The sequence below is a fragment of the Pantoea sp. GM_Pan_3 genome, assembly GCF_026541045.1.
Lineage (GTDB): Bacteria > Pseudomonadota > Gammaproteobacteria > Enterobacterales > Enterobacteriaceae > Pantoea > Pantoea anthophila.
In genome coordinates this window covers 177467-193132 of the sequence record NZ_JALNVA010000003.1, presented here as the reverse complement: position 1 = coordinate 193132, position 15666 = coordinate 177467, and the positions used below count along the sequence as shown (strand labels likewise).

Below are 15666 nucleotides of genomic sequence, written 5' to 3'. Positions count from 1 at the left end.
ACCGTGATAAACCGCACGATTTTATAAAATAACTCTCCGTTCTGGCGTAAAATTCTCCTCCGAAACCCTGCCGTACTTTAATCATCGTGCATCTGTAGCAGGGCTGGAATAATCATCTGCATTTCAGGCCGTTCACGGCCAGAACACAAACGAAGACACCTATGCGACGCTTAATAATCTCACTGATTCTGGCATTGCCCGTTATGGCAATGGCACAACAGGCTGAACCCTTCTCACCGCCAGCCGGACTGCATCCGCACTCTCAGAGCGCCGGTCATGAAATTGTGGGTGATGGTGAGCTGCCGGAACAGAACAGCAGTAATCACTGCTTCTCCGGATTCGGCGATACCCTGTAACTGTGAATGCGCGGCCAGCCCCGGCGGCGCAGACGTTGCCCGGCTCATCAGGAGCCGGACAGCCTGACCCCTCTCTGTTCACACCCGCTCTTCTCTGATTTGCCGCTGCCGCGTCTGAGGCTTCGTTTTTGGGCCGTCTCTGCTGCGTGTCCGGCAAGGCCTGCTCTGCGGCTGACCTTTGTTCTTAACGCCTTCCTGCTCTCTGTTAAATCCAGGGCCTGCACTCTTCGCGTCGGTATAAAATATATCTTAAACCGTCGGATCGCATTTTTCGTCATTGTGCTCAAGATATATCATCGCTTATCTTCTGGCTTCAGATGAGAATGATTGTTATTAACCAATCATCGCCAACCCTTTGAATAACGGGTATCTGTCCCGTTCCAGGAGAGACATTTTGCCAGCATCAACGAATCCGCGCGTGCCGCAGCGCGTCCGAAACGAACTGCGTTTCCGTCATATTCAGGTCGAAAGTAAAACTCAGATTGCCGGGCACTTCTGGCGCATCCGCTTCAGTGGCAGCGATCTGGCGGGCTTTACCTCACCTGGCTTCGATGACCATATCAAGGTTTTCTTCCCGACGGCAGAAGGGGCCGAACTGGCGCTGCCGCAGATCACCGATGGAGCGATTGTCTGGCCCGAGGGCGAGCGTCCACCGGCCCGCGACTACACGCCGCTGGAATTTGATGGCGAGTCGTCACTGACGCTCGACTTCTATATTCATCAGCAGGGTGTCGCCAGTGACTGGGCAACCCAGGCGAAGCCGGGCGACCGCTTAGTGATCGGCGGGCCACGCGGTTCGCTGGTGGTGCCGACCGATTACGCCTTCCAGCTCTATGTCTGCGACGAAACCGGGCTGCCCGCCTTTTCACGTCGTCAGCGCGACGCCCGGGCGCAGGCCCTGCATCTTTACGCCTTTACCGATGAGGCAACGGGCCGTGACTACCTGCCGGACACCACCGGCGTGACGCTGAACTGGCTCGGTAGCGGTCAGATGCAGACCGCGCAGCTCAGCCAGCTGATTGCCCGGCTGGATCAGGTGACATTCCCGGCGGAGGATTACTTTATCTGGCTGACCGGTGAAGGTGAGTTTGTGAAGGCGCTCTGCGACTACTTCACGATGCAGCGCGGCATCAACAGTGACTTCGTGCGGGCGGTGGCCTACTGGCACCAGAAGTAACCGGCGCTGACAATTGAGTTTTGCCTGGCGGCAGACTACCATCAGGCTCCTTTTTTCGCAGGCCAGACTATGAAACAGCACCCCACGCCCTTTTCCGCTGACGACCCGAGTGCCCGCACAGGCGGTTGTGGCGGGCGGCGAAAACGCCGTGAAAAAATGCTGGAAGCGAGTGAGATTCGTCTGCTGATGCTGCATTTTCTGTCGCAGCATGCGGCACACGGATATGAGCTGATTAAGTCGGTTGAGGAGCTGTCAAAAGGGGAGTACACCCCCAGCCCGGGGATCATCTATCCCAACCTGACGCTGCTGGAGGAGATGGAGGCGATTGAGGTACTGGATGCTCAGGCCACGCGCAAAGCGTATCGCCTGACGGCGGCCGGTGAGGCGCTGCTGGCAGATAACCGCGAAACGGTCTCCCGCCTGATCACGCGTCTCTCCACGCTGGCGATTCTGGTCAACAATCGCAGCATTCCCGCCGTCGAGCAGGCGATTTACGGACTGAAAGTCGCCCTGAACCAGCGGCTGGCGCAGGAAGATATTTCTGATGCCGCGTTGCAGACGCTGATTGCGGCCCTGCACGACGCGGCAGAGAAAATCACTCACAGCTGAGCCGGTTAGCTTAGCCGATCTCCGTTTTGTTTTTATCAATGTGACCCAGCGTGCGATCCGGGAAACAGATGTCGCGCACCCGCTGTTTCAGCGTGGTCGCATCAGGAAAGCCGCCATCCCGCTTACGTTCCCACAGCAGATGCTCATCCAGCATGATCTCAAATACACCGCCGGTGCCGGGTTTCAGCGTCACCTCCGCCAGATCTTCAGCAAAGGTATGCAGAAGTTCCTGTGCCATCCACGCTGACCGCATCAGCCAGTTGCATTGCATACAGTAGTGAATAACTACCACAGGTTTTTGCGCCATAACTCTCTTCCTTACGTATTGATAAATGCCAGTGCATTCAGGTTAAAAAAGTGTGCGCTGTGGTTGTTTATGAGCTCATAAAGCTATTTAAAACAGTATCTTAATTCCACCTGCTCGGGTCAGAGTCTCGCTCAGTGTGCTGTTCTGCTTTTTTGCGGCTTTTATACAGCGCCGTCTTTGTCATGTCAGCAAGCAAGTGAATACTAACAAGTAATCAAAGGATTCGCTGCTCTGTTACCTCATTTTTGGCGAGGGGGTATAACGACGCAGGCGTAGCAGGTGCTCATCCGGGCCGCTATTTATCGCGGCTCGGAGAGACATCACGACAGGAATAAACACCGATTTATGAAGGCTGGCGGACTACTCTCATCCTGTTTCGCAGAAGGACGCTTTGATCAACTGAACGCCTGTTTTGCTGCCGGGCAATCTGACCGTTTCGCTTTAAAAACATTGCCTTGCGTCTATTTGTTCACGGATTTTGCGCTATACCTGGAGTTCCGGACTGACGATTAAGGAAACCATAATGGCAAAATCATTAGCGCAAACGGCTGAACAACTGGGCACACTTTTACTCTCTTCCGGACTGCATCTGGCGACCGCCGAATCCTGTACCGCCGGACTCATCAGCATGACGCTGGCGGCGGTGGAAAGCAGCGGTGACTTCTACACCAGCGGATTCGTGACCTACAGCGATAACGCCAAAATCCGTCTGCTGGGTGTGCATCCCGCCACGCTGAAACAGCACACGGCGGTGAGCGAACAGACGGCGCGTGAGATGGTTCAGGGGGCCTGCGCACGCTCGGGTGAGCCGGTGGGATTGTCGATTACCGGCTATGCCGGGCCGGATGGCGGTGAAGATGGCACCCCGGCAGGCACCATCTGGTTTGGCTGGGTCCTGCCCGACGGCCGGGATGAGGCGGAGTGCCACCAGTTTAGTGGCGATCCGAAATCGGTGATGGAGCAGGGCACGCAGTTCGCGCTGGAGGGGCTTATCAGACGGTTGCAGCAAAGCACGCTCTGAAGGCGCGAAGCGCGCCTTCAGAAGCCGTCAGCGGCAGTCGACAATCAGCCGGCCCTGCACTTTTCCGTCCAGCAGATCCTGCGCACCCTGTTTCGCCTCACTCAGCGGGATAACCCGGCTCAGCCGGCTGAGCCGTTCGCCATCCAGCAGCTCACCCAGCCGCTGCCACGCCTGCTGGCGAAGCGGTGTCGGGCAGAGCACGCTGTCCACACCGGCAAGCGTGACGCCGCGCAGAATAAAGGGGGCGACGCTGGCAGGCAGGTCGAGACCCTGCGCCATACCGCAGGCAGCTACCGCGCCGTCCCGCCGGGTGGCGGCCAGCACGTTCGCCAGGGTGTGGCTGCCCACGCTGTCTATCGCGGCAGCCCAGCGCTCTTTTGCCAGCGGCTTGCCTGGCTGCGACAGCTCATCACGATCGATGACTGAGGCCGCCCCCAGGGTGTCGATCAGGTAGGCATGGTCGCTGGCGCGTCCGCTGGAGGCGATAACCTCATATCCCAGCCGCGCCAGCAGGCTGACGCTGTAGCTGCCGACGCCGCCGCTGGCACCCGTCACCAGCACCGGCCCGTGGTCAGGCGTGATGCCCTGTTTCTCCAGCGCCATCACACAGAGCATCGCGGTCAGTCCCGCGGTGCCCATTGCCATCGTCTGTAGCGGAGTGAGAGAGGCGGGAACGCGCACCAGCCAGTCGCCGCTGACGCTGGCTTTCTGTGCCAGGCCGCCCCACTGTTTTTCGCCCACCCCCCAGCCTGTCAGCAGGGCCATATCTCCCTCTTTCCAGTCGGGATGGCGGCTGGCGGTGACCCGGCCCACAAAGTCGATACCCGGCACCATCGGGAACTGGCGCACAATCGGGCCTTTGTTGCAGATAGCCAGGGCATCTTTGTAGTTCAGCGATGAGTAGCTGACGTCGAGCGTGACATCGTGGTCGGGCAGTTGCGATTCGGGGAGATCTTTGAGCAGGGCGCGGTAACCCTGCTCGTCATTTTCAATGATCAGTGCCTTGAACATGCATCCTCCAGGAGTGTGACAGTGAGGATGAGTGTACGCCCGGCAGAGGCAATGCGGTAGGGCAAGGGTCAGGCCAGGGGGCAGTGAATCCCGCTCACGCGCATCGTCAGCCGTCGATCGCTCTGTGCATAAATCTGCATATATTTCATATAATTAGTCGTACTGTTAATTTTAAACTGTAAATTATTCATTAAAAACAGTGTGTTATCTTTTTTGTGGTCTGCCGGATAATTGCCTGGCTCGGGTTGTCCACGTAAAAAAAAGATGACATCATGACCGCCACTTTTTGGCCCTGTTTATACATCACAGAGGATGTCGCCATGTCCGGTTCACCGCGCACCCGCCCGGATTACCGTTCGCTCTTTCCGGCGCGCACCGGTTTTTCCTCTTTCCTGAACACGCTGCGGTTCTCCATGCGGTGAGGTCAGCCTGGCAGCGGCCGGTTATCTGCTCTTCAACGGCTGCACAATGCCTTCTGACGGTTTTCACTGACATTCTTCGCCGGGGCGCTGTCCCCATGATTGTGCCACGGGCACCTCCTCCCTGCCGTTAGGGACGCTTTATGACTCCACTGAAAATTGCTGCCAGCGCCGCTGTGGCGCCCAGTCTGACTCTGAACACCGCGCGCGACGTGGTGACGCTGGATAACACCGACTTTACCGATGTCGCGGCGGTTGTCGTCTCGCTGGCGGATACCCGCAGCGGCATACTGACACTGCTGCGTCATACCGGGTTCGACCTGCCGGTATTTGTCGCCAACGCCTTTGAAGAGGAGGTGATGCACCTGCCCGGCGTCAGCGGGGAGCTGAATGGCGATCCGCAGGAGTGGATTGCGCTGGAGGCGGCCGCGCAGGCCTATGAAGCGGCGCTGCTGCCGCCCTTTTTTGAGACGCTCTCCCGCTATGTTGATATGCAGAACAGTACCTTTGCCTGCCCCGGTCATCAGGGCGGCGCGTTCTTCAGGAAACATCCGGCGGGTAAACAGTTCTATGACTTCTATGGCGAAAATGTTTTCCGCTCGGATATGTGCAATGCCGACGTTAAACTGGGCGATCTGCTGATCCACGAAGGATCGGCTAAAGATGCACAAAAGTATGCGGCAAAGGTATTTAACGCCGACAAAACCTACTTTGTGCTCAACGGCACCTCAAGCGCCAATAAAGTGGTGACCAATGCGCTGCTGACCCGGGGCGATCTGGTGCTGTTTGATCGCAACAACCATAAGTCGAACCACCATGGCGCGCTGATCCAGGCGGGGGCCACGCCGGTTTATCTGGAGGCGGCACGCAATCCTTTCGGCTTTATTGGCGGAATTGATGCGCACTGCTTTGATGAGGCCTATCTGCGCGAGCAGATCGCGGCGGTTGCTCCGCAGCGCGCAGAAGAGGCGCGGCCTTTCCGTCTGGCGATCATCCAGCTGGGCACCTACGACGGCACGGTCTACAACGCGCGTCAGGTGGTGGATCGCATCGGTCATCTGTGTGATTACATCCTGTTTGATTCCGCATGGCTCGGCTATGAGCAGTTTATCCCGCTGATGGAAGGCTGCTCGCCGCTGACGTTAGAACTGAACGAGAACGATCCCGGCATTTTTGTCACGCAGTCGGTGCACAAGCAGCTGGCGGGTTTTTCACAGACCTCGCAGATCCACAAAAAAGATAATCACATTCGCGGACAGCGCCGCTTCTGTCCGCACAAACGGCTGAATAACGCCTTTATGCTGCACGCCTCAACCAGTCCGTTTTATCCGCTGTTTGCCGCGCTGGATATTAACGCCCGGATGCATCAGGGCGAGGCGGGGCGTCGCCTGTGGGATGAGTGCGTCACGCTGGGGATCGATGCGCGTAAAGCGATCCTGGAGCGTTGCGAAATGATCCTGCCATTTGTGCCGGAGCGCGTGGCCGGGCAGCGCTGGCAGGATGCGCCCACGGAGACGATCGCCCGCGATCTGCGCTACTTCAGCTTCGAACCACAGGAAAAGTGGCACGGTTTTGCCGGTTATGCGCGCGATCAGTATCGGGTCGATCCCTGCAAGCTGCTGCTGACCACGCCGGGGATCGATGCCGCCAGCGGGGAGTACAGTGATTTCGGGATCCCGGCCACGATTCTGGCGAACTATCTGCGCGAAAACGGCATTGTGCCGGAGAAGTGCGACCTCAACTCGATCCTGTTCCTGCTGACGCCAGCAGAGAGCCCGGAGAAGATGGCGAATCTGGTGGCGATGCTGGCGCAGTTCGAGCAGCACGTCAGGGATGATGCGCCGCTGGCCGAAGTGCTGCCGACGATCTACCGTAAAAATGCGCAACGCTATGCCGGTTACACTCTGCGTCGCCTCTGTCAGGAGATGCACGATCTTTACGTCAGTCACAATGTGAAGGATCTGCAGCGTCTGATGTTCCGCGCCGCGGAGTTCCCGCCGGTCAGGGTGAATCCGCAGGATGCCCATCAGGCGTATATTCGCGGTGAGGTCGAGCTGGTGCCGATAGCCGAGGCCGCAGGACGGATTGCCGCCGAGGGCGCGCTGCCTTATCCGCCGGGTGTGCTCTGCGTGGTGCCGGGAGAGATCTGGGGCGGCGCAGTGCAGCGCTACTTCCTGGCCCTGGAAGAGGGGCTGAACCTGCTGCCAGGCTTCTCGCCAGAGCTGCAGGGCGTTTACACCGAAGAGGATGAGCAGGGACGTAAATATCTGGTGGCCAATATGATGGTGAGGGGATAGTTTCGCTGCGCGAAGGGGCGATGAGATTCTTTCGCCTGCCAGGCGGTGGGCTGGCTCTGAGAAGGTTTCGCCCGCCAGGCGTGAGGGAGTTATCACCTGGCGGTGAGCTGCTCTGAGAGGGTTTCGCCCGCCAGGCGTGAGGGAGTTAGTACCTGGCGGTGGGCTGGCTCTGAGAAGGTTTCGCCCGCCAGGCGTGAGGGAGTTTCAGCCTGCCCGTGCAGGCGGACGCGTCAAGGGGCGGACGCCCGCCCCTTAACAATCCCGGCGTCCGGCAGCCTCCGCGCCCCGCGTTGCGGGGTGCCTTCGTCACGCCCTGCGGCCAACGGACCGTCCGGACTCGCCATCCCTGGCTCGTGCCGTCCTCTCGCCGACGTCCTGTCGGCTCATCCTGGCCTCCGGTTGCTCCTCAGCGCGCCGGATGCCTCTCCCACACCCCCGCCTTTGATATCTTCGTTTCTCCTGAATGGAGCGTTGTCTGTTTGCACCGAAGCCAAAGACATTCTTTAAAACTCACCGCAGTGAAGTCCTTAACAGTAAAAGAAGAGATAACAGCGGGGAGGGAGGCCGTCTGAGCCGCTGAGCGGATGAGGGATTTCAGGACGAGCGACAGGGATGTCGCGAAGAGGCGGGTTCGCGCCAGGGATGGCGCGTCCTGCCGGTCCGTGAGAAATCCGGAAGAAGCGAGGGGACCGCGGAGCGGCGGTGAGGCAGGCCGGAGCCCGGGGTCAAGGGGGCGCGGCGACTGGCGCCCCCTTGTCGGTCGCCTGCAGAGGCGAAACTGAAACTGCCCAACCCGTTGGGCGAACGAAACCTGCTCAGCGCCCCTTCGCGCAGCGAACACTCCCGCTTCAGCGGCTCCGATCAGAACCCCCGATAACTCCGCTGTGCGGTACTCACCTTATACAGATAACGGCGCGACTCCGCCGACGGATGCTGGCTGGTCAGGATCTGATAGACCCTGTTCGGCGGCAGGTCGTTAATCATCGCGAATGCCCGATCTTTATCGCTGGAGAAGACGCGCAGAACGCTGCCTGCACCACCGTTGTAGGCGGTGATCACCGCATAGCGGCGGGACAGCGGATCCTGAATGCCGCCCAGATAGCTGCGCTGCAACAGCGACAGATAGGCGGTGCCCGCATCGATATTGTTCTCCGGGTCCAGCAGATAGCTGCGGCTTGGCTTGCCCCATTTCCCCTTCATGCGGAACACGTCAACACCGGCGGTGTGCTGCACCACCTGCATCAGGCCCAGTGCATCGGAGTGGCTCACGGCGTAGGGGTTAAAGCTCGATTCGGTCTGCATAATCGCCAGAATCAGTGACGCATCCACACCATACTGTTCGGCGGCTTTGCGCACCATCGGCAGGTATTTGTGGGCACGTTTATCCAGGTGGTTCGGCACCATCGGAATTGTAATGGTGTAAATCACATGCAGACCCGACGTGCGGCGCTGCAGTTTGTGCTGGATCAGATAGTCAGCAAAGGCTTCAGCGCGGCCCTGCCAGCGGATCGGCTGCCCGGTGTTATCCAGCACCTGACCATAGAGCAGTGGCTCTTTACTGATCACGATATCGTTTGCATCGGAGTAGAGATCGACATTCCCCGGATCGTCGCCAATCAGCAGGGTGGTTACGATCGCCTGACGCAGGCTGGCCATGGGATCAGTGCCCGAAATCGTCTCGATAGTCAGCTTACCGCTTTCAAAGTTGATGTGGCTGCGGGTGTAATAGTTGTCGCTGTATTTGACGTAATCTTTGGGTCCGGCGATCAGGACCTCATTGATACCCCAGATATTCTCAATATTGTGAGCAAACTGCCCCATCAGAATATCAAAGCCGTTAGTGTCTTTTACCCACTCTTCGTGGAACTGCTGTTTTTTCGACCCGGAACAGGAAACCAAAAGTGGTGCTATCACCAGCAGGGCGATTAATTTTTTATTCATTGGGAATGCAAGCCTGACCTGGATAACCGGCCCCAGCGATGAGGCCCGAAAATTTACGCTTCTGGCGGTGTATAGCCTTCGATGTGAACGTCTTTGCCTTCGAACAGGAAGTTGACCATCTCCTTCTCCAGGACTTTACGATCCTCAGGATTCATCATGTTGAGCTTCTTCTCGTTGATCAACATGGTCTGCTTCGCCATCCACTTCTGCCAGGCTTCTTTCGAAATCTCGTTGTAAATGCGCTTACCCAAATCGCCCGGATAGAGCTGAAAATCCTGTCCTTCCGCGTCGCGCTGTAAAAACGTACAAAAGATGGTGCGGCTCATTCTTCTTCCTCATTAATCTCACAACTGTCCAAAGCCAGTTGTCGGGGATGGCGCAGCTCGTGCAGCAGGCGCTCAACGGGTGCAGCTAATCCCACAGATGGTGGCAGCGCTAAGTTATACCAGAGACCGCCTGCTTCATCCATCGCCGCCCCGACAGAAGGCCATGCCAGCCACATTGGCACAATATCGAGATGGAAATGGCTGAAGGTGTGACGAAAGGCCGTCATCTGCTGCGGTCTGGCGTGGATGCCGCGTGCCGCCAGCCAGTCGTTCAGCGCCGCTTCGGTGGTGAATTGCGGGAAGCAGAACAGCCCTCCCCATAAGCCCACGGGGGGACGCTGCTCCAGCCAGACATCATCGCCATCCTGAATCATCAGGAACCAGCCGCTGCGCTCCGGCAGTACCTGTTTAGGCTTCTTACCGGGATAGCTGGCCCAGCTGCTGCTGGCATAGGCTTCACAGCCGCTGTTCAGCGGGCAGATTTCACACTTCGGTTTCGAGCGGGTGCAGACCAGCGCGCCCAGATCCATCATCGCCTGGTTAAACTGGCTGACACCCTCAGCGGGGGTGACCTCTTCGCTGATCTGCCAGAGCCGCTTCTCGACCTCTTTTTTACCCGGCCAGCCGCTGACGGCATAACAGCGGGCCAGCACGCGCTTGACGTTGCCATCCAGAATCGGGAAGTGCTGTCCCAGTGACAGCGACAGGATCGCCCCCGCCGTCGAGCGGCCTACGCCGGGCAGGGCAGAGACATCATCGAAATTCACAGGGAACTCGCCCTGATGAACATCGACAATCTGTTTTGCCGCCTTATGCAGGTTACGCGCACGGGCGTAGTAGCCGAGGCCGGTCCAGAGATGCAGAACCTCATCCAGCGGTGCCGCCGCCAGATCGCTGACCGTGGGGAAGCGCGCCATAAAGCGTTCGAAGTAGGGAATAACCGTGGCAACCTGGGTTTGCTGTAACATCACTTCAGACAGCCACACCTTGTAAGGCGTTTTCTCCAGCTGCCAGGGCAGGGTTTTGCGGCCAAAGCGCTGATACCAGTCCAGCACCTGTTGCGCGAACTGCGGCGCTTGCATCATAAGAAGGAAAATTTCCGTGTTTACTCTACACTCAGGCAGGAATTCCAGCACATGCGCACCTGGGTGTAAACCGGAAGATTGCAAAGGCTTGCTTCTGCTTATGAACTTTGCATAATGCCCGTTTCCCGGAACAGGCTAACCAGCAGGCTTTTACATGATTAATGACGTCATCACCCCAGAATTTGATGAGAACGGGCGGCCATTGCGCCGGATCCGCAGCTTTGTGCGCCGCCAGGGTCGCTTAACCAAAGGCCAGCAGCAGGCGCTGGACACCCTGTGGCCGGTCATGGGGGTGGAATATCAGCCGGAGCCGATCGATTTAGTCGCGCTGTTTGGCCGCGAGGCACCGGTGACGCTGGAGATTGGCTTTGGTATGGGCGCGTCGCTGGTCACCATGGCGCAGAACACGCCGCATCAGAACTTCCTGGGTATTGAAGTGCATGCGCCAGGCGTGGGAGCCTGTCTGGCCGCCGCGAAAGAGGCGGATGTACAGAACCTGCGGGTGATGTGTCATGACGCGGTGGAAGTGCTGGAGAAGATGATCCCGGATAACTCGCTGCGCATGGTTCAGCTCTTTTTCCCCGATCCGTGGCACAAAGCGCGTCATAACAAACGCCGTATCGTCCAGGTGCCTTTCGCCGAACTGGTAATGCGTAAACTGAAGCTGGGCGGCGTTTTCCACATGGCGACCGACTGGGAAGCCTACGCGGAGCATATGCTGGAAGTGATGAACAGCATTGATGGTTACCGCAACCAGTCAGAACAACAGAATTATGTGCCGCGTCCTGAGACGCGTCCACTGACCAAGTTTGAGCAGCGCGGGCAGCGTTTAGGCCACGGCGTATGGGATTTAATGTTTGAGAGGGTGAAATAATGGCCACACAACGCAGCCGCCGTTTACGCAAAAAACTGCACATTGATGAGTTTCAGGAACTGGGGTTCTCGGTTGCCTGGCGCTTCCCGGAAGGCACCAGCGAAAGTGAAATTGATGAGACGCTCAACCAGTTCATCAACGAAGCGATCGATCCTAACGGTCTGGCTTTTGATGGCAGCGGTTACCTGGTGTGGGAAGGTCTGGTCTGCCTGCAGAAAACCGGCAAATGCACCGAGGAGCATCGCGCTCTGGTCCGCAAATGGCTGGAAGATCACAAGCTGCAGGATGTGCAGATGACGGAACTCTTCGACGTCTGGTGGGACTAAAGGTCAGGTCGGTCAGGCTGCTGGTCTGCCATCCCGGATGGGGCAGAACGCCAGGCCGCCGGCCCGGTTTTAAGAAACACGGTGTCGGGCTGAGGCCCGATCGCTGAACGGTTCCGCACCAGATGTTAGGGAGTAGATATGATGCGTAAAGCGCTTCTTGCTGTGCTGCTGGCAGCAGCGACCCAGGCTCAGGCAGCCTATGAATGCAGCGTTAAGCCGCAGGATGATGTGGTGATTAAGCCGCAGAGCGTGCAGGTGGTCGGTGCCAACGGCAATCTTGAGATCTCGCCGCAGGGCGACGTGCAGTTCAACGGGCAGAAGGTGTCGCTGAGCACAGCGGAACGCCAGAAAGCGATCGATTACCAGAACGCGCTGCGTCGCGATCTGCCGTGGATCGACAGCGGGGCGACCTCACGTCTGGAGAAAGGACGTGCGGCACTGGATCGGGTGATCGTGGAGAAACTGGGCACCGACAGCAACGTCCGCAATCGCCTGAGCACGCTGAATGGCCAGCTGAAACAGCAGATGAACCGCATCATCGAGCACCGTGACGACGGGCTGACGTTCCACCATCAGGCGATCGATAAGGTGCGCGCGGAAGGGGAGCGGCTGGTTCAGTCGACGCTGGGCGGCGTCATGCAGGATAGCCTGAATGAGATGGGCAGTAAGCAGGGCAGTGGCGGCAGCAATCCGCTGCAGGCGATTATGGGAAATCTTGGCGGTCTGCAGCAGTCGATTCAGGCTGAGTGGAGCAAGCAGGAGCAGGATTTCCAGAACTTCGGTCACGAGGTCTGTAATCGCGTCATTTCGCTGGAAGATCAGCGTAAGCAGCTTACGGGCGCCCTGAAAAAATAGTATCACGCCTCAGCCTGCCGGGCTGAGGCGCCTTTGTTACTCTTCCGCCAGAAACAGCTCCAGCAGCGAATTCAGAAACAGTTTTCCTTTCTCTGTAATCTGCCACTGATCCGCCGTTTCCGTCACATAACCTGCGGCGATCGCGGCATCCATCTGCGGACGGATCGCCTGCTCTGACAGACCGGTGTAGCGGCTGAACTCGTCGCGCGGTGCTGCTTCCAACAGGCGAAAGCGGTTCATGAAATATTCAAACGGCTTGTCGCTGTCGGCCACCTCATACTGCTTCTCGCGGTAATTTCCCTGCATGAATCCACGCGGATGACGGGTTTTCACCGTGCGTACAATGCGCCCATCCGGTTGCGTCAGCTTGCCGTGTGCGCCACAGCCGATCCCCAGATAGTCGCCGAAACGCCAGTAGTTAAGGTTGTGCTCACAGCGATAACCCGGCTTCGCGTAGGCGGAGGTTTCATACTGCTGATAACCGGCCTCCCGCAGCAGCTGATCGCCCTGTTCGAAAATATCCCACAGCGCATCATCATCCGGCAGCACCGGCGGACGGGAACCAAACAGGGTGTTGGGTTCGATGGTCAGCTGATACCAGGAGAGGTGAGGCGGATTGAGTGCAATCGCCTGACGCAAATCGTCGAGCGCCTCTTCCAGCGACTGGTCCGGCAGGCCGTGCATCAGGTCGAGGTTGAAGCTGCGCAGTGACAGCGACTGTGCCAGCCGGGCGGCACGGGTCGCCTCGTCAGGCCCGTGAATGCGGCCAAGGCGCTGCAGCTTCTGCGGACTGAAACTCTGAACCCCAATCGAAATACGGTTAATGCCGGCGCGCTGATAGGCGCTGAAGCGATCGGCTTCCACGGTGCCCGGGTTGGCCTCCATGGTCACCTCCGCATCGGGAGCCAGCGTCAGACGCGCCCGCACCCCATCCATCAGCATCTGCATCGCGCTGCTGCTCAGCAGGCTGGGGGTGCCGCCACCAATAAAGATGGTGCGCACTTCGCGGCCATGAATCAGCGGTAGATCGATCTCCAGATCGCGCAGCAGGTGCTGCACGTATTCAACGTGCGGCACCTCATCCTTCAGCGCATGGGAGTTAAAATCGCAGTAGGGACACTTCTGAACGCACCACGGAATATGGATATAGAGACTTAACGGCGGCAGATTAGGCATTACGCATCGCTTCCAGCAGCAGCGTCAATGCTTTACCCCGGTGAGAAACAGCACCTTTTTCCGCTTTGCTCAGTTCAGCGGCCGTTTTACCCAGCGCCGGAACAGAGAAAATCGGGTCATATCCAAAGCCACCGGCACCCGTAGCGGAACGGGTAATTTCACCCTCCCAGCTGCCGTGGAACACCAGCGGCGTAGGATCGTCCGCATGACGCAGATAGACCAGCACGCAGTGGAACTGCGCCTGACGCTGACCGTCCGGCACGTTTTCCAGCGCCTGCAGCAGCTTCTCCAGATTCTGCTGATCGCTGGCATCTTCTCCGGCGTAACGCGCCGAATAGATACCAGGCGCGCCACCCAGCGCATCCACGGCCAGGCCGGAGTCGTCGGCAATCGCCGGCAGTCCGGTGATCTGCGCCGCGTGACGCGCTTTGAGAATGGCATTCTCGATAAAGGTCAGGCCGGTCTCTTCCGCCGACTCAACCCCCAGGTCACTCTGAGCGACGATATCCAGACCAAAGGCGGAGAGCAGCTCCGCCAGTTCACGCACTTTGCCGGGATTACCGGTGGCGAGCACAACTTTTTGCATAACAGTTCCAGTTTGATTCATTTACAGCAGGTACCAGAGACCCGGGAACAGGTCCATGCCGAGAAAGTTCAGGGCATACAGCACCAGAATGACGATCATCGCGGAGAAATCGATACCGCCCATGGCAGGCAGAATACGGCGAATCGGTGCCATCATCGGTTCGGTCAGCTGCACCAGCAGGTAGTCGACCGGGCCGCGACCCTGGCTGATCCAGCTCATCAGTGAGCGAATGATGATCACCCAGAAGACCAGATAACCGGCCGATTTAATCAGCGACAGCAGGCCGACCAGCAGGTTGGTCGGATCAACCGAGAACACGCCCACCTGAATCAGCAGTAAAATCGGGTATTTCAGCGTGGTCAGGACAAAGGCCAGCAGCAGCGAGGCGGTATCAATCGGCCCCAGTGCCGGAATGATGCGGCGCAGCGGCTTAACAATCGGCTGCGTGACTTTGACGACGAACTGCGCCACGGGATTATAAAAATCGCAGCGTGACCACTGCATCCAGATGCGCAGCAGCAGCACCATGACGTAGAGATCGATCAGCGTTTTTACTAAAAACGTCAGTGTTAACATGAAGTTCCTCTGTTATTGTTGTGAGTTGTGCGCATAATCGCGTGCGCCAAAAATGGCGGTGCCGATGCGCACCATCGTACTGCCTGCGGCGATGGCCGCCTCCATGTCATCGCTCATTCCCAGCGAAAGCGTATCAATATGCGGATAGTGCTGCTGCAGCTGACGGAATGCTTCCGCCATCTGCTGACACACCGCCAGCTGCTTCGTGTAGTCACTTTCCGCCGCCGGAATCGCCATTAATCCCCGCAGTCGCAGCTGCGGCAGGGCCGCTATCGCCTCTGCCAGCCCGGAAACGGCCTCCAGCATGATGCCAGATTTACTCGTCTCGTCACTGATATTTACCTGAATTAACACATTCAGCGGTGGCAGTGAGGCGGGACGCTGATCGTTGAGCCGCTGGGCAATGCGCAAACGGTCAAGGGTGTGGCACCAGGCAAAATTTTCCGCCACCAGTCGGCTCTTATTTGACTGCAACGGACCGATGAAGTGCCACTCCAGTTCCGGATGTGCGGCCAGCGCCTGAACCTTTTCAACCCCTTCCTGCACGTAATTTTCGCCAAAGGCAATCTGACCCGCGGTAAAGGCTTCTTCGACTGCGCTCGCAGGTTTGGTTTTACTGACGGCAAGCAGGGTAATTTCTTCTGGTGCGCGGCCGCAACGCGCGGCAGCGGCCGCAATGCGCTGCCGGACTTGCTGTAGGTTGTGCTGGATTGAGGTCATAGTC

The 15666-nt window shown here is 58.2% G+C and carries 17 protein-coding genes; 8 read left to right on the top strand and 9 right to left on the bottom strand.

What is annotated here, in order from left to right; genetic code table 11:
• Positions 1–161 precede the first annotated feature (161 nt).
• The 3 genes from OXR04_RS11365 to OXR04_RS11355 all read left to right on the top strand — a co-directional run bounded on the left by OXR04_RS11365 (position 162) and on the right by OXR04_RS11355 (position 2142).
• Positions 162–356, top strand: coding sequence for a hypothetical protein (locus OXR04_RS11365; protein WP_033736052.1), 195 nt, complete (start codon positions 162–164; stop codon positions 354–356).
• A 394-nt stretch (positions 357–750) separates the two neighbouring features.
• Positions 751–1533 carry a siderophore-interacting protein gene (locus tag OXR04_RS11360; protein WP_058958114.1) on the top strand — a complete coding sequence of 261 codons (783 nt, stop codon included), beginning with the start codon at positions 751–753 and terminating at the stop codon, positions 1531–1533.
• Positions 1534–1602: 69 nt separating this feature from the next.
• The gene (locus OXR04_RS11355; RefSeq protein WP_267370005.1) at positions 1603–2142 is read left to right on the top strand and encodes a PadR family transcriptional regulator; all 540 of its coding nucleotides are present in this window, start codon (positions 1603–1605) and stop codon (positions 2140–2142) included.
• Between the two features lie 10 nt (positions 2143–2152).
• On the opposite strand, the gene OXR04_RS11350 is transcribed toward OXR04_RS11355, so the two are convergent.
• Positions 2153–2449: a SelT/SelW/SelH family protein gene (locus OXR04_RS11350; RefSeq protein WP_009087166.1), complete on the bottom strand. Its 297-nt coding sequence runs from the start codon at positions 2447–2449 to the stop codon at positions 2153–2155.
• 523 nt (positions 2450–2972) lie between these two features.
• On the opposite strand from OXR04_RS11350, the gene OXR04_RS11345 reads away from it, so the two are divergent.
• Entirely contained in the window at positions 2973–3470 is a 498-nt protein-coding gene (locus OXR04_RS11345; protein WP_009087165.1) for a CinA family protein, read from the top strand.
• Between the two features lie 27 nt (positions 3471–3497).
• Here the strand turns inward: OXR04_RS11345 and OXR04_RS11340 are convergent, their stop codons facing one another.
• Positions 3498–4481 (bottom strand): MDR family oxidoreductase, encoded by a 984-nt coding sequence (locus tag OXR04_RS11340; protein WP_154929140.1) that lies wholly within the window; start codon positions 4479–4481, stop codon positions 3498–3500.
• A 562-nt stretch (positions 4482–5043) separates the two neighbouring features.
• Between OXR04_RS11340 and OXR04_RS11335 the strand changes: the two genes are divergently transcribed.
• On the top strand, positions 5044–7197 hold the full coding sequence (locus OXR04_RS11335; protein ID WP_046102516.1) for an ornithine decarboxylase: 2154 nt from the start codon (positions 5044–5046) through the stop codon (positions 7195–7197).
• Between the two features lie 861 nt (positions 7198–8058).
• Here OXR04_RS11335 and mltC read toward each other — a convergent pair.
• Genes mltC through mutY form a run of 3 tightly spaced genes read right to left on the bottom strand, consistent with a single transcriptional unit; the run spans position 8059 to position 10549 of the window.
• Positions 8059–9138 (bottom strand): membrane-bound lytic murein transglycosylase MltC, encoded by a 1080-nt coding sequence (gene mltC / locus OXR04_RS11330; RefSeq protein WP_009087159.1) that lies wholly within the window; start codon positions 9136–9138, stop codon positions 8059–8061.
• Positions 9139–9191: 53 nt separating this feature from the next.
• The gene (locus OXR04_RS11325; RefSeq protein WP_009087157.1) at positions 9192–9464 is read right to left on the bottom strand and encodes an oxidative damage protection protein; all 273 of its coding nucleotides are present in this window, start codon (positions 9462–9464) and stop codon (positions 9192–9194) included.
• Positions 9461–10549 (bottom strand): A/G-specific adenine glycosylase, encoded by a 1089-nt coding sequence (mutY, locus tag OXR04_RS11320; RefSeq protein ID WP_058958117.1) that lies wholly within the window; start codon positions 10547–10549, stop codon positions 9461–9463. The genes OXR04_RS11325 and mutY overlap by 4 nt, the downstream gene beginning before the upstream one ends.
• 154 nt (positions 10550–10703) lie before the next feature.
• Between mutY and trmB the strand changes: the two genes are divergently transcribed.
• The 3 genes from trmB to OXR04_RS11305 all read left to right on the top strand — a co-directional run bounded on the left by trmB (position 10704) and on the right by OXR04_RS11305 (position 12604).
• Complete coding sequence (gene trmB, locus OXR04_RS11315) at positions 10704–11423, top strand: tRNA (guanosine(46)-N7)-methyltransferase TrmB (RefSeq protein WP_046102515.1); 720 nt, start codon at positions 10704–10706, stop codon at positions 11421–11423.
• Entirely contained in the window at positions 11423–11749 is a 327-nt protein-coding gene (locus OXR04_RS11310; protein WP_009087152.1) for a YggL family protein, read from the top strand. The genes trmB and OXR04_RS11310 overlap by 1 nt, the downstream gene beginning before the upstream one ends.
• Positions 11750–11887: 138 nt before the next feature.
• Positions 11888–12604, top strand: coding sequence for a DUF2884 domain-containing protein (locus tag OXR04_RS11305; protein ID WP_009087151.1), 717 nt, complete (start codon positions 11888–11890; stop codon positions 12602–12604).
• Positions 12605–12640: 36 nt separating this feature from the next.
• Here the strand turns inward: OXR04_RS11305 and hemW are convergent, their stop codons facing one another.
• Genes hemW through OXR04_RS11285 form a run of 4 tightly spaced genes read right to left on the bottom strand, consistent with a single transcriptional unit; the run spans position 12641 to position 15662 of the window.
• Positions 12641–13780 (bottom strand): radical SAM family heme chaperone HemW, encoded by a 1140-nt coding sequence (hemW, locus tag OXR04_RS11300; protein WP_140029515.1) that lies wholly within the window; start codon positions 13778–13780, stop codon positions 12641–12643.
• Positions 13773–14366 carry an XTP/dITP diphosphatase gene (locus tag OXR04_RS11295; protein WP_267370007.1) on the bottom strand — a complete coding sequence of 198 codons (594 nt, stop codon included), beginning with the start codon at positions 14364–14366 and terminating at the stop codon, positions 13773–13775. Before OXR04_RS11295 ends, hemW begins: the two co-directional genes overlap by 8 nt.
• Positions 14367–14387: 21 nt before the next feature.
• Positions 14388–14942, bottom strand: coding sequence for a YggT family protein (locus OXR04_RS11290; RefSeq protein ID WP_009087146.1), 555 nt, complete (start codon positions 14940–14942; stop codon positions 14388–14390).
• Positions 14943–14954: 12 nt separating this feature from the next.
• Positions 14955–15662 (bottom strand): YggS family pyridoxal phosphate-dependent enzyme, encoded by a 708-nt coding sequence (locus OXR04_RS11285; RefSeq protein ID WP_009087144.1) that lies wholly within the window; start codon positions 15660–15662, stop codon positions 14955–14957.
• Positions 15663–15666 lie beyond the last annotated feature (4 nt).

What these genes read in the sequence shown, in the direction of transcription:
- OXR04_RS11365 (WP_033736052.1), top strand. Translation starts at nt 162, where the DNA reads ATGCGACGCTTAATAATCTCACTGATTCTGGCATTGCCCGTTATGGCA.
- OXR04_RS11355 (WP_267370005.1), top strand. Translation starts at nt 1,603, where the DNA reads ATGAAACAGCACCCCACGCCCTTTTCCGCTGACGACCCGAGTGCCCGC.
- OXR04_RS11350 (WP_009087166.1), bottom strand. Translation starts at nt 2,449, where the DNA reads ATGGCGCAAAAACCTGTGGTAGTTATTCACTACTGTATGCAATGCAAC.
- OXR04_RS11345 (WP_009087165.1), top strand. Translation starts at nt 2,973, where the DNA reads ATGGCAAAATCATTAGCGCAAACGGCTGAACAACTGGGCACACTTTTA.
- OXR04_RS11340 (WP_154929140.1), bottom strand. Translation starts at nt 4,481, where the DNA reads ATGTTCAAGGCACTGATCATTGAAAATGACGAGCAGGGTTACCGCGCC.
- OXR04_RS11335 (WP_046102516.1), top strand. Translation starts at nt 5,044, where the DNA reads ATGACTCCACTGAAAATTGCTGCCAGCGCCGCTGTGGCGCCCAGTCTG.
- mltC (WP_009087159.1), bottom strand. Translation starts at nt 9,138, where the DNA reads ATGAATAAAAAATTAATCGCCCTGCTGGTGATAGCACCACTTTTGGTT.
- OXR04_RS11325 (WP_009087157.1), bottom strand. Translation starts at nt 9,464, where the DNA reads ATGAGCCGCACCATCTTTTGTACGTTTTTACAGCGCGACGCGGAAGGA.
- mutY (WP_058958117.1), bottom strand. Translation starts at nt 10,549, where the DNA reads ATGATGCAAGCGCCGCAGTTCGCGCAACAGGTGCTGGACTGGTATCAG.
- trmB (WP_046102515.1), top strand. Translation starts at nt 10,704, where the DNA reads ATGATTAATGACGTCATCACCCCAGAATTTGATGAGAACGGGCGGCCA.
- OXR04_RS11310 (WP_009087152.1), top strand. Translation starts at nt 11,423, where the DNA reads ATGGCCACACAACGCAGCCGCCGTTTACGCAAAAAACTGCACATTGAT.
- OXR04_RS11305 (WP_009087151.1), top strand. Translation starts at nt 11,888, where the DNA reads ATGATGCGTAAAGCGCTTCTTGCTGTGCTGCTGGCAGCAGCGACCCAG.
- hemW (WP_140029515.1), bottom strand. Translation starts at nt 13,780, where the DNA reads ATGCCTAATCTGCCGCCGTTAAGTCTCTATATCCATATTCCGTGGTGC.
- OXR04_RS11295 (WP_267370007.1), bottom strand. Translation starts at nt 14,366, where the DNA reads ATGCAAAAAGTTGTGCTCGCCACCGGTAATCCCGGCAAAGTGCGTGAA.
- OXR04_RS11290 (WP_009087146.1), bottom strand. Translation starts at nt 14,942, where the DNA reads ATGTTAACACTGACGTTTTTAGTAAAAACGCTGATCGATCTCTACGTC.
- OXR04_RS11285 (WP_009087144.1), bottom strand. Translation starts at nt 15,662, where the DNA reads ATGACCTCAATCCAGCACAACCTACAGCAAGTCCGGCAGCGCATTGCG.